We start from the raw sequence: 13,644 nt of genomic DNA on the forward strand, positions 1-13,644 counted from the left end.
CGATTGTGTGACGCCCCGGCGGAGCAAGTGGTGTTCCGCTCCGCGACACCGTCGATCCGGGTGCGCCGATCGGTGCGGTACGTTGGGGCGCATCGCCTCGGTTCTCCGCTAGTGTGCCGCTCGGGGGAACGGGGAACGACGCGTTGATCTGACGACAGGAATACGCATGTCCAACTGTGCGCGCATTGTCATTGTCGAGCGCCAGAATCTCGTCCGGTACGGTCTGGAAAGGGCGCTTTCCCGGGCTTCGTGGCTCACGGTGGTCGCCTCGGTGGAGTGCGTGCAGGACCTCCCGCTCGCCCCGGGCCCCGACGCCCCCGACGCCATCCTCTACAGCCCGCCCGCGTACGACCATGCGGGCACGGAGTCCCCGGCGCGGACCCTCGAACGCCTCGTCGCCTGCGCCCCGGTGCTCCTGGTGTCCGGCTTCGTCCAGCCCTACCGCCTGCTGGGTGCCGTCCGCGCCGGGGTGCTGGGCTGTGTCACCGACCAGGTGGACGACGAGGAACTGCTGCGCGCCGTCGGCACCGTCGTCACCGGCGGCTTCCATCTCTCCGCCACGCTCGTGCCCCGGCTGCGGACCGAGCTGGAGCAGCCCGGCGGCATCGAGCCGCGCTCGCTCGCCCGCCGCGAGCTGGAGGCGCTGCGGCTGCTCGCCGAAGGGTTGACGCATGGTCAGATAGGCCGCCGGATGGGCCTGTCCGAGGCCACGGTCAGCACGTACATCAAGCGCATCCGGGCCAAGCTCAACGTCGGCAACAAGGCCGATCTCACCCGCACCGCCATCGAGTTGGGCCTGCTGCACGAGCCCCGGCCGAAGCTCGGCGCGAGCGCCGTGGTGCCGCTGGTCGCGCCGGGCCGGGTGTCCGGTGGGCGGCTCACGGACCGGGCGTACGCAGGATGAGCGCCGCCATGTCGTCGTGGCCGTCGCTGGGGTGGCGGTCGGCGAGGGAGCGGCAGAGCTGGTCGACCGGCTCCCGCGCGTGGTGCCGGGCGAGCGCCGCCAGTGCGGTCATCCCGTCGGTCAGCGGCCGGTCGTGGCGTTCGATCAGCCCGTCGGTGTAGAGGATCACGATGCTGCCCGGCGGCAGTACGCGGGAGTGGTCGGGCCGCGGCCGGGTGGTGTCCACCCGGAGCGGCAGTCCGGGCTCCGCGTCCAGGTAGTACGCGGTACCGTCCGGCGGCACCACCAGGGGCGGCGGGTGCCCGGCGCTGCTCCACCGCAGCCGCCAGCCCCGGTCGGCGGCGTCCAGGCGGGCCACGCACGCCGTGGTGAGCAGCTGGCCGCCGGTCATGTCCATGATGCGGTCCAGCTGGGTCAGCGCGGCGCTCGGCGGGGTGCGGCCGTCGAACGTCAGCGCCCGCAGCATGTTGCGGGTCTGCGACATGGCCGCCGCCGCTTCCAGATCGTGTCCGACGACATCGCCGATCACCGCGATGCACGAGTCGTCGGAGAGCTTCACCGCGTCGTACCAGTCACCGCCGAGCTGACCGGGCGTACGCGCCGGCCGGTAGATCGCGCCCGCCTCGAACGGCCGCAGATCCAACAGCTCCGGCAGCAGCAGCCGTTGGAACCGTTCGGAGCTGTTGCGGACCTGGTCGTACAGGCGGGCGTTCTCGATCGCCACCCCCGCGGTCCCGGCGAGCGCCAGGATCACGCCCTCGTCGTGCCGGTCGAACGGCTTCCCGTCCCTGCGGTCGGAGAGATAGAGGTTGCCGTAGATCCGGCCGCGTACCGAGATCGCGACACCGAGCAGGGAGCGCATCGGCGGGTGCCCGGGCGGAAAACCCGCCGAACCCGGGTGGGCGGCGATGCGGTCCACCCGCAGGGGCTGCGGATGGTGGATGAGGTGCCCCAGCAGCCCGCGCCCCCGCGGCAGCTCCACCCCGGCGAGACCGGCCAGCTCCTGTGTGGTGAGGCCGAGCGGGACGAACTCGGCGAGGTGCTCACCGCTGTCGTCCAGGACGCCCATCGCACCGTAGCGGGCGCCGACGAGATCCATCGCGGTGCGGACGATCCGCCGCAGCACCGTCGGCAGCTCCAGCTCGCTGCTGATGCTGACCACCGCGCCGAGCAGCCCCTGGAAGGTGCGCTGGGCGCGCGCCAGATCGTGCATCTGGTCGCCGAGACGGTCCAGATCTGAACTGAGCGGCAGGTTGAACAGCGACAGATACGGCACGTCGGCCGGCTCGTCAGGCGTCGTCTCCTCCCGCTCCTGCGCCACCGGCTGCCCCTTGCCCACCGCCACCGGAACGCGTGAACGACGCGCTCACCTCGACGTACATACCCTCCCATAAGAGCACGGACCGGATATGCCGCGCCTGGTGTGGGACGGCTGCGGTGCACCGTCCGGGGGAACCTAAGGGCTGTGCCGCCGCCCGGACGTCTCACCTCCGCGGGCCCCCGCGGCCGGGCGCCGTGCGGTGGGCCCGTGCCAGATGGTGCTGGAGGCGGGCGTGGCGGAACTGGTAGACCGCGCCCGCCTGCCGCAGCACCCCGCGCCGGTAGGCGTCGTCGAGGAAGGTGGTGACGGCCCACGGCAGCCGCCCGGTCAGCGGCAGCCAGAACCGGCCGAGCACCAGCCACTGCCCCCAGGCGGTCAGCGCGAGCGCGTACCCCAGGGCGCCGCCCACCACGCTGAGCGTGCCGAGCACGAGCCCGGCGGCGGGGCTCCACAGCAGGGGACCCAGCACCCCGCGCAGCAGCCCGACCGCGACCGCGGCGCCGCCCCCGACCAGCGCCCCGAAGAGGGGCGCCCACACGGCGAGCCGGGTCAGCACCGTCGCGCGGTGGGTGCGCAGCAGGCCCCGCGGATGGGCGGCCGACCGCAGATCGAGGGGGCGCTCCACCAGGCTCAGCAGGCAGAAGCTCAGCCCGGCGGCGACGCCGAAGACCAGCCCGTAGAAGAGCCCGTCGATGGTCGCGGCCCGCAGCCCGGCCGGCCAGCGGAAGCGACTCTGCAGCAGGCCGACGACCACGCCGTAGCCGACGCCGAAGACCGCGCCGCCCAGCGTCCCGACGGCCAGCCGGGGGCCGGCCGTGCCGCGCGGCGCTCCGCCGCCGAGGCGCAGCCGCACGGCGGACGGCGCCACCTGTACGTCCCGGACCGCGAAGGTGAGCCAGTGGACGAGCCCGAACATCAGCCCGGCCAGCAGCCCCACGACCGCCCCGTCCACCAGCGGGTACGGGCTGCCGACGGCGGCGGCCAGCACGGCGTCGGCGAGACCGACGGCCACCCCCGTCACCAGCGCGGTGACCGCCGTACGGGGACCACGCCGCAGTCCGCCGCCCAGCCGCCACCACGCCAGGTCGGGGGTCTCCAGCCGGTGGAGGTGGTGGGCGAGGTGACCGAGCCAGTGCCGGGCGCGGTCCGGAGCGACGGCGCGGCGGGGCCGGGCGCCCGGCGCCGACGGGGGCGGGCGGCGGTAGACGGTGGGCAGAAAACTCTCCAGGAGATGGTCCTCCAGCGCCTCCGGGCCGCCGAACCGCTCGCCGTCCAGCAGCTCCGCCGGATCGTGGTCCGGGGTGTCGCTGTAGACGGCGCGGGCCAGCGCGACCATCAGCGGATTGGTCAGGACGGCGGCGAGCGGCGGTGCGGGGTGCGCGCGCAGGGCGGTCAGCACCGGCTCCCAGGCGTTGGCGGCGGGCCGGGCGCGGCCGGGCTTGCGGGTGGTGCGGGGCAGATAGGCGGCCAGGTCGTCGAGGGTGAGGTCGGTGAGTTCGACCGCCGCGGCGGAGGTGAGGACATCGGTCTCGGCGACCGCGGCGGCGTACTCGGCGGGGCGGCTGGTGAGCAGCAGCGGGAGGGTGGTGGCGTTGAGGGCCTCCAGCGCGGGGCGGCGCAGTCCGGCGGCCATCTCGTCGAAGCCGTCCAGCACCGGCAGCACCCGCCCCGACTCCACCAGCGCGGCCGCCAGCGTCGTCCCGCCGGGTCCCTGGGCGGCGTAGCCGGGGTGGTCGCGGATCAGCCGGTCGGCCAGCCAGTCCCGCAGGGGGACGGCGGCCGGGTTCCAGGCACCGATGCTGAAGATCACCGGTACCGGTTCCGCGGCGGTCCGCGACGCGAGATGGTCCAGGACGAACCGGAGCGCCAGCACCGTCTTGCCCGAACCGGACCGCCCCAGCACCACCAGCCGCCCGGACGGCACCCGCCGGTACAGCGCCGCGACGCCGTCCAACCGCCCGTCCAGCGCCAGCGGCCCGGCCGCGGCACCGGGCGGCAGGCGGCGGATGTTGGCCCAGTGATCGGCCAGCTCCTCGGCGGCGGCCCGCCAGCGGACCGGAAGGGGGAACGGATCCTGGATCTGCCGCTGCTCCTCCTCCCGGCGCCAGCGGGCGGCCACCGCGGCCGCCAACTGCTCGACGGCGTCGGCCAGCGGGTCGGGGGAGGGTGGGGGAGCGGCGGCGACCGGGGCGGCGTCGGCGGCCGCTCGCGCCGCATCCGCGTCGGGGGCCGTACCGGCGCCCGGCTCGTACGGTGTCATGCCCGGGGCCGGGCCCGGGTCCTGAGCCGCATCCGGTGCGTCCGCGTCCCGCGCCGCCCCGCCGCCCATCGCCGCCCGCAGCAACTCCCCGCGCTCGTCGGGGCCGAGCGGCAGCGCCCGGGCCAGCTCCTGCACCGTCGTCATCCGCGGATTGACGCGGCTGCCGGTCTCCAGGCCGCGGATGGTGCGGACGCTCACCCCGGAGCGCTCCGCCAGCTCCTCCTGGGTCAGCCCCGCACGGCTCCGCAGCCGCCGCAGCACCTCGCCGAACACACCGGCCACAACCGACGTTCCCTCCCCATGAGATGGCGTCCCTTCGCAGGTCGAGGACTGTAGCGCGGCCACCGGCCACATATGGCCGCCTCGGCGTCCTGTCCACGGTTCCTCCACCGGGCCACCGTGACCTGCGGCCACCGGCGCGCCCGCAACCGCCGGACGACCGCACCACGGAACGGGGACACCACATGCCGACACCGGCCACCGACCGGGACCACCCGCACCTCACACCCCTCACCGCCCGGGAACGCGAGGTGCTCCACGCGCTCGGCCACGGTCTGGACGACGCCGGGATCGCCGACACCCTCGGCCTGCCCGTCCCACTGGTCACCGCACAACTGGCAGGGATCCTGCAGAAATTGGGCCTGCGCGACCGCACCGCCGCCCTCGGCCACACCGCCGACCGCGCCCTGGTCGTCCCCGGCCTCGGCCCCCGCCCGCACCGGACGGCACCGGCCCCCGGCCCGCGCCTGCGGATCTCCCTGCTCGGCCCGTTGCGGGTCCGGCTCGCCGGGCGCCCGGTCGACGTCGGCCCGGTCCGCCAGCAGGCCGTCCTCGCGGCGCTGGCGCTGAAGTCCGGACGCTCGGTCAGCCGGCGGGAGTTGCTGGACGGCGTCTGGGGACTGGAATCGCCGGACGCCGACGTCGTACCGGTCTACGTCTACCGGCTGCGCAAACCCCTCCGGCTCGGCGCGTGCCCGGACTCGGTGATCCGGCGCGACCGGTACGGCTACGGGCTGGCCCACGGCGTCGCAGAGGTGGACGTGGCGCACATGGAGGACGAGGCCACGGCCGCCGCGACGGCCGCCCGCGCCGGGGATCTGCGCACCGCGGTGCGGCACAGCTCCCGGTCGCTGGAGCTGTTCCGCGGCGAACCGCTGGCCGGGCTGCCGGGCCCGCTGGCCGAGACGGAACGGATGCGGCTCGCCGAACGCCGGGTCGCGCTGGCCCGGCGGCGCGCCGCATGGCTGCTGCGGCTCGGCCGGGTCGCCGACGCGGTCGCCGCCCTCACCACGCTGGCCTCGGAGGAACCGCTCAACGAACCGGTCGCCGCCCTCCTGATGCGCGCCCTGCACCACGACGGCCGCCGGGCCGAGGCCCTGGCCGTCTTCGACCGCACCGCCCGCCACCTCACCGACGACCTCGGCGTCCCACCGGGCGAACTCCTGCTGCGCGCCCGGTGGTCGGTCCTGCGCGGCGGCGCCACGGACACCGACACCGACAGCGGCGCCGCCCGGGCGGGCGCCGCCTGACCGGCACCCGGCAGGACCGGTCCACCGGCCGTCCCTCCCCGTACGCTCACGCCGCGCGCCGACCACCACACCCTCACCTGCTGTCACGCACCAGCTCGTTCATCCGGCTCAGGCCGGGTCTTCCAGGGCTTTGATGAGGAGATGGGACAGACGGCGGAACTCCTCGGTGTTGGCCCTGTCGAACTTCTCCAGTGCCGGAGCCAGCCGGGCCTCAATCTGGAGGAAGGTCTCATCCACCACCTTGTGTCCCTTGGCCGTGAGGTGGTTGTCCACCACCCGGCCCCGGGCTGGGGAGCGCTCCACCAGCCCCTCCTCCTGCAGGGTCCGGACGAGACGGCTGACGGCCTGCGGCGTGTGGACCGCGGCGCGCGCGAGCTCTGAAGCGGAGGCGCCGGGTGTCCGCTTCAGCTCCCGCAGCACCGTCCACTGCCCGAGGGTGAGCCCCAGAGGGTGGATGACCTGCTCGATCCGGTCGGCGAAGTGCTGCCGAATGACCCTGGACAGTGCGCCGATTTCGATCCCCTGAGGTAGCGGGTCGCCCGAGTTCTTCATGGTTGACATTGTACTCGTCGCGTTCTATGTTGAATCGAAGTTCAATATGGAATCCTGATTCTAGATCGGTCGGCTGCTCGCTCAAGCGATCGAGGTGTCCGTTTCGAGCCGGGGCACAGGTCCTGGGCCGACCGATCTGTGGAGTCGACTCGGCTTCCGCCCCTCCCCACGTCCGTATCCGGAGACAGGCCATGCCCGTGCCCGCAGCCGCCCGTGCCACATCGGAGTCAAACGCGCGACAGAAAGCCCTGCCCGGCCGGCTGGTCGTACTCCTGGCCACTTCCTGCGGGCTGACCGTGGCCAACCTCTACTGCGCCCAGCCGCTCCTGGAGATGCTGCGCCGGACCTTCCAGCTCCAGGACTCGACCGCCGGCCTGCTGGTCACCCTGACCCAGCTCGGCTACGCCGCCGGCATGGTGTTCCTGGTCCCCCTCGGCGACCGCATCGAGAACTCCCGTCTGGTCTCCGTCCTGCTCACCGTCACGGCCCTGGCCATGGCCGCCGGCGGTCTCGCCCCCACCTTCACCGTCCTGCTCATCGCCGCGCTCGTCGCGGGCGCCACCTCCGTCGTCGCACAGGTCCTCGTCCCCTACGCCGCCGACCTCGCCCCCGATCACCTGCGCGGCGCCGTGGTGGGCAAGGTCATGAGCGGACTGCTCGCCGGGATCCTGCTCTCCCGCACCGTCGGCAGCCTGCTCGCGGACGTCGCAGGCTGGCGCGCCGTCTACCTGGTCTCCGCCGCCCTGATGGCGATCCTGGCCCCTGTCCTGCGCCGCGCGCTGCCCCGCCGGGCCCCCACCAGCACCGATTCCTACACCGCGCTGCTGCGCTCCACGGCCCGCCTGATCCGCGTGCACCCGCAGCTGCGCCGCCGGTCCTTCTACCACGCCTGCATGTTCGCCGCCTTCAGTGCGTTCTGGACGACCATCTCCTACGTCCTGACCACCGCGCCGTACGACTACTCCCAGCTCCAGGTCGGCCTGTTCGCCTTCGTCGGCGCCGCCGGCGCGCTCGTCGCCCCTCTCGCGGGCCACCTCGCCGACCGAGGGCTCGTCCACCGGCTCACCCCCGTGACCTGCCTGCTCGCCTCCGCCACCCTCATCTGGGCCGGCCTGGCCGCCCACCAGATCCTCGTCCTCGCCGCCGCCGCAGTCCTTCTGGACGGCGCCGTGCAGTGCTCCCTGATCTTCGGACAGCACACCATCTACCAACTCGACGCGGACGCCCGCGCCCGGATCACCAGCGTCTACATCGCCACCTTCTTCATCGGCGGCGCCATCGGCTCCCAACTCGGCACCCTTGCCTACCACTTGGGTAACTGGCATGCGGTAGCCCTCACCGCGGCAGCCTTCCCCGTCATCGCCGCGCTCGCCTGGACCACCGACCGCCAGTAGTCCCGCCTTGCGGAGTTCGGCGAGAAGGATCTCGTGCAGGCGGGGGCGGGAACTGCTGCTGCGGCGCGCCCGCGAGCGGGACGGCGAGCCCCGTCGCCCCGGACATGGCCGTGAGCAACAGCACCAGCAGCGAGGCGCTGCGGCGGGACGCCGGTACGTTCGTGCGGGGAGCGTCGGGAGTCTCGCGGCGCGTGTCCCGGGTGGCAGGATGCACGCTGTTCCGCAGAGGACACCGTCTTACGGGCCGGGCTCATGGCGGGCGCCCGGAGGCGGAGCGATCAAGGTGATGGCGGCGTCGAGGAGAGCCTGGACCCGGCTCGGTGTGAACCTCTCCGGCTCGATGGGGAACATCATCATCCAGCCGTCGCCGATGGCGCCGAGTTGGTCGGCGAGCAGGTCGGCGGGGATGTCGTCGCGGATGATTCCCTGCGCCTGCCCGGTGGTGAGGAGTGAGGCGAGCGCGTCGCGGTGGCGGGCGTAGCGCTGCTCGATGACGGCGGCGAAGGCCGGTTCGTACCGTGCGTGGACGAGCAGTTGGGACATCACGGGCCAGAACTCGGGATCGTCCGTGGTCCGCAACAGCCACCGCTCCAGGATCGCCCTGACGTCGGGCCGGCCCCGGCCGGCCGTGAGCATGGCGTCGAAGCCGTCGAACCGGCTCTCGGCCAACGCGGTGACCAGTTCCTCCTTGTTCGCGAAGTAGTACGTCACCGCTCCGGTCGTGCATCCCGCGCGGTGGGCCACCTTGCGCAGCGAGGTGTTGGCGTAGCCCTCCTGCGCGATCACCGAGGCCGCCGCCCTGAGCAGCTCGGCCCGCTTCGCCGCGCGGTCACCCGTCGGGCGGCCACGCCGCACGACGGGCTCGGTTCCACCGTCGTCGTTCGCTTGTCGGATCGGGTTTTCGGACACCCTGTGATTCTGCCACACAATTAACGTAACTACTGTTGTGGAAAATGCTGAGGGCTCGTTACGGTGCTGCCACCACCTGACCTACGGGAGGAACAGCCCATGCAGGAGTCAGTGAGGGAAGAATTCCGCAACGACGGCGCCGTTCTCGTGAAGGACTGCCTCGACACGGCGCAGTTGGCGCGGTGCCAGGAGGCGTACCACTGGGCCGTCGAGCACGCCGGGCCCCACGCGACCCGGATGTTCAACGGGACCGAGCAGCAGTCACACGTCGACAACGCCAACCCGCTCGCCAAGTCCCGGCTGGACGCGATGGTCTCGTCGCTGCCGTTCGGCCGGCTCTTTGCCGACCTGTGGGGCTCGCGGCACGTGTGGTACTTCGCCGAGGAGATATTCCTCAAGGCCGGCGGACGAGGCGGGCGCACCGCCTGGCACCAGGACACCGCGTACCTGCCCTGGGCCGGCGAGCACTGGGCCAATGCGTGGATCAGCTTCCAGGCGCTCCCGAAAGCGAACTCGTTGGAGATCATCCGCGGCTCCCACCGCGGCACCCAGTACGACGGGGCCACCTTCGCCGACCCTCGCGATCCGACCGAACCCCTGTACGGCGGCGGCGTATTGCCGCGCCTGCCGGACATCGACGCCGAACTCGCGCGCGACCCCGACGCCTACGACGTGCTCTCCTGGGCGACCGAGCCCGGCGATGTCGTCGTGCTCCACCCCCGCTCGCTGCACGGCGGTGCGCGCGTCGACGCCGCGTGCCCGGAGCGCCACACGCTGGTCCTGCGCTTCTTCGGCGACGACGCGACGTTCCGGCCCCTCCCGGAGGAGAACGAGCACTTCGCCCGCAACGGCATCCTCTTCGTCGAGGAGATGGCGAAGCTGAACGCGGGCGACCCGTTCCGCTCGCCCGTCTTCCGTCAACTCGTCTGACCGGGCTCCGAGATGAGGTCACACGGAATGAAACGCCGATCGATCAACCCGCCTTCCACCGAAGCGCTGTACGACAGGCTGCACTTCTCGCAGGCGACCCGCGTCGGCGACACGATCTGGGTGTCGGGCCAGGTCGGGATCGACGCCTCCACCATGACCCCCGCCGACGGCATGGACGCCCAGGCCCGCATAGCGTTCGACGGCGTGCGGACCGTACTCGAAGCCGCAGGGGCGAGCCTGGCCGACATCGTCGAGCTGACCACGTTCCACACCGGTCTCCGGGAAGACATGACGGAGTTCGCCCGGGTCAAGGACGAGTACCTCCCCGACCGTTACCCGTCGTGGACCGCGGTCGGAGTGTCCCAACTGGCCCTTGCCGGACTGCTGGTCGAGATCCGCGCCGTCGCCGTCGCCGGCAGCGGCGACGACCGGCCCGACCGCTCGCCGGTCGGCTGACACCCACCGCATGGCATCGGCATGGGCCGGGGGGGGGGGGGGGGGGGACCCCCCACCCCCCCCCCCCCCCCCCCACCCCCCCCCCCGACCCCCCCCCCCCCCCCCCCCCCCCCCCTCCCCCCCTCCCCCCCCCCCCCCCCCCCCCCCCCCCGGCCCTGCGCGACGCGCACCCGCCCGGACACCGCAGGCCGCCGACGAAGGAGTGAGGACCATGCCCACCACGGGGTACACGGAAGCCGAGTACGGCGGGGTCACCGTGCTCGTCGGCGGCGAGCGGGGCGCCTACCCGTTCGGCAACTCCCTGCTCGTACGCGGCACCGAGGCCACGCTGGTCGTCGATCCGTCGCTGTCGCTCGTCGCGTCGGCGCCACCCGCGGACGTGGTTCTGGTGAGCCACGCACACGAGGACCACGTCGCCGGTCTGGGACGCTACGACGTTCCCGTCCACGTCCACGAGGGGGACCTCGCCGCACTGCGGTCCCGCGACGTCATGGTCGCCGGATTCGGCCTCCCGCCCGACGCCGCCGACCGCGCCGAGCGGGTGCTGCGGGAGCAGTTCCATGTCCAGGGCCGTCCGGATGCGACGGGGTTCACCGACGGCGCCGTCTTCGACCTCGGCGGGCGCACCGTGACCGCCGTGCACCTCCCCGGCCACACCGCGGGCCACAGCGGCTTCCTGATCGAGCCGGACGGCTTCCTGTTCGTGGCGGACATCGACCTGACGTCATTCGGCCCGTACTACGGGGACGTCGGCAGCGATCTCCTGGACTTCGAGGCGTCCTTGCGCCGCTGCCGGGAGACCGACGCCCGCTGGTACGGCACGTCCCACCAGAAGGGCGTGATCGAGGGCGCCACCGAATTCCGCAGGCGGCTCGCCGACTTCGCCGGGGTGATGGAGAAGCGGGACGCGGCGCTCCTGGCGCTTCTCGACGAGCCGCGCACCGTCGCGGAGATCGGCGAGCACCGGCTCGTCTACCGGGCGCACGTCGAAGGCGCGCACGTGGGGCCGGTCGAGCGGAGGACGGCGGCGCAACACCTGGCCCGGCTGATGGGCAGAAGCCTGGTCACGGAGGTCGAGCCCGGACGGTTCCGCGCGACGTAGCACGCGCCCGACACGCCGCGGTCCCGCCGCCACGAGGTCGAGCCGGAGCACTCGTACCATCGGCCGGGATCCGCCCGTCCAGCGTCGCCCGTCACCACGATGTCCGTCCGGAGAGGCTCGTCCGTGCACCACTGGCTTTCCGAACGGCGCCGATCGGCGGTGAGCCTGGTCATCGCGGTGTGCGCGGCAGTGGTCCTGCCCCACGACGGCGTGGCGCAGATTTCGGCAGCGGATGTCGGCGTACTCGTACTCTTCGCCTACCTGATTCCCTACCTCGCCCTCACCTTGGCCGCCTTCTTGAGCGTGGCTCCGGAGCAGGTCCGCTCCTGGGCGCATCGCGAAGCCCGCGGCACGTTCCTCCAGCGCTACATCCTCGGGACCGCACCCGGGCCCGGGGCGTCGCTTTTCATCGCGGCTGCCGCGCTGGTGGTGGCAGTGCTGTGGCTTCCCGGCCACCTCAGCACCGCCTTCTCCGCCCTCCCGCGCACGCTGGTGGCTCTCGCTCTGGTCGTCGTCGCCTGGATCTGCGTGGTCGTGGCCTTCGCCGTCACCTTCCAGGCCGACAACCTCGTGGAGAACGAGCGGGCACTCGACTTCCCCGGAGAGCAGGCCCCGGCCTGGGCCGACTACGTCTACTTCGCCTTGGCCGCGATGACGACGTTCGGCGCCACCGACGTCAACGTGACCTCACGGGACATGCGGCGGACCGTGGCGGCGAATACGGTCATCGCCTTCGTCTTCAACACCGTCACGGTCGCCAGCCTGGTATCCGCACTGGGCCGCCGTTAGCCCACCGGCGAAACAGTGCGGCGCAACACGGCACGCCCGCGCTCGTTCCCGCTGCTCGGCAGTCATGCCCCCGCCGTTGTCACGGCGCAGCCGGACTTCAGGCCCTGCGGCGGTGCAGGCGGTCCGAGATGCGGTCGACCGTCCAGGCGGCGTGCAGCGCCGGCGCGCTGAGGACGGACGGAGCGAACCGCGGCCGGGCGCGCCATACGGCGGCGAGGTCTTCGTGCATCCGGTCGCCGGCGAGCCGGTCGGCGAGCAGTGTTCCGAGGTAAGGGGACTGGGCGAGGCCGTGGCCGTTGCAGCCGATGGCGTAGAAAACGTTCTTCGTCGCCTCGCCGGCGACCGGCAGCAGCGACGACGTCATCGCGATCCACCCGCCCCAGGCGCGTCGCGGTGCGACGTCGCCGAGCGAGGGGAACCGCTCATGGAAGCCGCGGACGAGGTCCGCCACGACCGTGTCGTCCGGCTCACGAACGCCCAGCGCTCCCGGTGCCGTCCGCAGCCGTCGCGTTCCGAACATGACCGTGCCGCGTGGCGTGGGCCGGTAGTTCTCCAGGATCGTGTGCGGGGTGATGATGCCGACACGCCTCGTCCAGCCGGTCGCCGCCAGACGTTCGGGGGCGACCGGTTCGGTCTCGACCAAGCTGGTCCAGATCGGTGTGACCATCCGCTTCGGGGCGATCGCAAGGTCGCGGGAGTAGGCATTGGTGGCCAGAACGACACGCTCGGCGCGGACGCGGCCGCCGGGCACGCTGACGACGGCTCCCGAGGCGTGGGGCTCAATCGCGCGCACGGCGGTCCGCTCGTGCACCCGCACGCCCGATGCGAGAAGCACCTCGCGCAGACCGAGCGCGAACTTCCCGGGGTTCAGCAACCCACCGGCCCGCTCGAAGACGCCGCCGAGGAACGTCTTCGGCAGGCCGAAGCCGCCGCCCTCGACGAACTCGACGTCCGCCCCCGCGCCCCGGAGGATCTCGGCGTTCCGTCGGGTGCGCCGGAGCTGTCCCGGGGAGACGGCGGCGATGACGTTACCCGTCGGCTCGTACTCGCAGTCGATGGCGAGCCGTCCGATCAGATCCTCGGTGAAGTGGGCCGCCCTGTCCGCGTAACGGATGAGATGCGGCAGGCGGCGGGCGTACAGCGTGTTCAGAAGCTGCGGGTCGCCTGCCAGCGCGTTCGACAGATACCCGGCGTTGCGCGAGCTGCCGCCCCCTCCGCAGAACCCGGACTCCAGCAGAACGACATCGGCACCCCGCTCGGCCAGCCGCAGCGCCACCGACATGCCCGCGTAACCACCCCCGACAACGGCGATGTCGCACGTGAGCTCCTCTTCCAGCATCGGCGCGAAGTCGGTGGGCCGGTCGGCCCAGCCGCTGAACGCCGAGTACGTCACGCCGGCGAAGCCGGCCCCGCTCGCTGCAACGTCGTACATGTCGATCCCGGCTTCCCGTCGTGAGTCCAGAAGATGGCGGCACCGTATCGAGCCGTACGAATTCAC

12 protein-coding genes are annotated in these 13,644 nt (G+C 72.7%); 7 read left to right on the forward strand and 5 right to left on the reverse strand.

The features are described from left to right. Positions 1-166: 166 nt before the first annotated feature. Positions 167-904, forward strand: a complete 738-nt coding sequence (locus ACZ4U4_RS06510) for a response regulator transcription factor (RefSeq protein WP_467869564.1) — start codon at positions 167-169, stop codon at positions 902-904. On the opposite strand, the gene ACZ4U4_RS06515 is transcribed toward ACZ4U4_RS06510, so the two are convergent. Beyond that, the gene (locus tag ACZ4U4_RS06515) at positions 879-2,225 is read right to left on the reverse strand and encodes a PP2C family protein-serine/threonine phosphatase (protein ID WP_467869566.1); all 1,347 of its coding nucleotides are present in this window, start codon (positions 2,223-2,225) and stop codon (positions 879-881) included. The two genes, ACZ4U4_RS06510 and ACZ4U4_RS06515, sit on opposite strands and share 26 nt — an antisense overlap. 163 nt (positions 2,226-2,388) lie before the next feature. After that, the gene (locus ACZ4U4_RS06520; protein ID WP_467869568.1) at positions 2,389-4,767 is read right to left on the reverse strand and encodes a helix-turn-helix domain-containing protein; all 2,379 of its coding nucleotides are present in this window, start codon (positions 4,765-4,767) and stop codon (positions 2,389-2,391) included. Positions 4,768-4,949: 182 nt separating this feature from the next. Here ACZ4U4_RS06520 and ACZ4U4_RS06525 point away from each other — a divergent pair, with 182 nt between their 5' ends. Beyond that, positions 4,950-6,014 (forward strand): BTAD domain-containing putative transcriptional regulator, encoded by a 1,065-nt coding sequence (locus ACZ4U4_RS06525; protein WP_467869570.1) that lies wholly within the window; start codon positions 4,950-4,952, stop codon positions 6,012-6,014. A gap of 108 nt (positions 6,015-6,122) precedes the next feature. On the opposite strand, the gene ACZ4U4_RS06530 is transcribed toward ACZ4U4_RS06525, so the two are convergent. Then, positions 6,123-6,566: a MarR family winged helix-turn-helix transcriptional regulator gene (locus ACZ4U4_RS06530; protein WP_467869572.1), complete on the reverse strand. Its 444-nt coding sequence runs from the start codon at positions 6,564-6,566 to the stop codon at positions 6,123-6,125. A gap of 191 nt (positions 6,567-6,757) precedes the next feature. Here ACZ4U4_RS06530 and ACZ4U4_RS06535 point away from each other — a divergent pair, with 191 nt between their 5' ends. Next, the gene (locus ACZ4U4_RS06535; RefSeq protein ID WP_467869574.1) at positions 6,758-7,960 is read left to right on the forward strand and encodes an MFS transporter; all 1,203 of its coding nucleotides are present in this window, start codon (positions 6,758-6,760) and stop codon (positions 7,958-7,960) included. Positions 7,961-8,197: 237 nt separating this feature from the next. On the opposite strand, the gene ACZ4U4_RS06540 is transcribed toward ACZ4U4_RS06535, so the two are convergent. Further along, the gene (locus ACZ4U4_RS06540; protein WP_467869576.1) at positions 8,198-8,869 is read right to left on the reverse strand and encodes a TetR/AcrR family transcriptional regulator; all 672 of its coding nucleotides are present in this window, start codon (positions 8,867-8,869) and stop codon (positions 8,198-8,200) included. A 99-nt stretch (positions 8,870-8,968) separates the two neighbouring features. Between ACZ4U4_RS06540 and ACZ4U4_RS06545 the strand changes: the two genes are divergently transcribed. From ACZ4U4_RS06545 to ACZ4U4_RS06560, 4 genes are all read left to right on the forward strand, one after another. Next, the gene (locus tag ACZ4U4_RS06545) at positions 8,969-9,799 is read left to right on the forward strand and encodes a phytanoyl-CoA dioxygenase family protein (RefSeq protein WP_467869578.1); all 831 of its coding nucleotides are present in this window, start codon (positions 8,969-8,971) and stop codon (positions 9,797-9,799) included. Between the two features lie 27 nt (positions 9,800-9,826). Then, a complete protein-coding gene (locus ACZ4U4_RS06550; protein WP_467869580.1) occupies positions 9,827-10,255 on the forward strand; it encodes a RidA family protein in 429 nt (142 codons plus the stop codon). Positions 10,256-10,466: 211 nt separating this feature from the next. Continuing rightward, positions 10,467-11,357, forward strand: a complete 891-nt coding sequence (locus ACZ4U4_RS06555) for an MBL fold metallo-hydrolase (RefSeq protein WP_467869581.1) — start codon at positions 10,467-10,469, stop codon at positions 11,355-11,357. A 123-nt stretch (positions 11,358-11,480) separates the two neighbouring features. Continuing rightward, the gene (locus tag ACZ4U4_RS06560; RefSeq protein ID WP_467869583.1) at positions 11,481-12,146 is read left to right on the forward strand and encodes a DUF1345 domain-containing protein; all 666 of its coding nucleotides are present in this window, start codon (positions 11,481-11,483) and stop codon (positions 12,144-12,146) included. A 97-nt stretch (positions 12,147-12,243) separates the two neighbouring features. On the opposite strand, the gene ACZ4U4_RS06565 is transcribed toward ACZ4U4_RS06560, so the two are convergent. Next, on the reverse strand, positions 12,244-13,578 hold the full coding sequence (locus ACZ4U4_RS06565; RefSeq protein ID WP_467869585.1) for an NAD(P)/FAD-dependent oxidoreductase: 1,335 nt from the start codon (positions 13,576-13,578) through the stop codon (positions 12,244-12,246). Positions 13,579-13,644 lie beyond the last annotated feature (66 nt).

The sequence above is a fragment of the Streptomyces sp. NPDC029159 genome (genome assembly GCF_055564055.1).

Excerpts from the sequence above, each read along its gene's own strand:
- ACZ4U4_RS06555 (WP_467869581.1), top strand. The coding sequence starts at position 10,467 with ATGCCCACCACGGGGTACACGGAAGCCGAGTACGGCGGGGTCACCGTG.
- ACZ4U4_RS06565 (WP_467869585.1), bottom strand. The coding sequence starts at position 13,578 with ATGTACGACGTTGCAGCGAGCGGGGCCGGCTTCGCCGGCGTGACGTAC.
- ACZ4U4_RS06545 (WP_467869578.1), top strand. The coding sequence starts at position 8,969 with ATGCAGGAGTCAGTGAGGGAAGAATTCCGCAACGACGGCGCCGTTCTC.
- ACZ4U4_RS06525 (WP_467869570.1), top strand. The coding sequence starts at position 4,950 with ATGCCGACACCGGCCACCGACCGGGACCACCCGCACCTCACACCCCTC.
- ACZ4U4_RS06535 (WP_467869574.1), top strand. The coding sequence starts at position 6,758 with ATGCCCGTGCCCGCAGCCGCCCGTGCCACATCGGAGTCAAACGCGCGA.
- ACZ4U4_RS06510 (WP_467869564.1), top strand. The coding sequence starts at position 167 with ATGTCCAACTGTGCGCGCATTGTCATTGTCGAGCGCCAGAATCTCGTC.
- ACZ4U4_RS06530 (WP_467869572.1), bottom strand. The coding sequence starts at position 6,566 with ATGAAGAACTCGGGCGACCCGCTACCTCAGGGGATCGAAATCGGCGCA.
- ACZ4U4_RS06550 (WP_467869580.1), top strand. The coding sequence starts at position 9,827 with ATGAAACGCCGATCGATCAACCCGCCTTCCACCGAAGCGCTGTACGAC.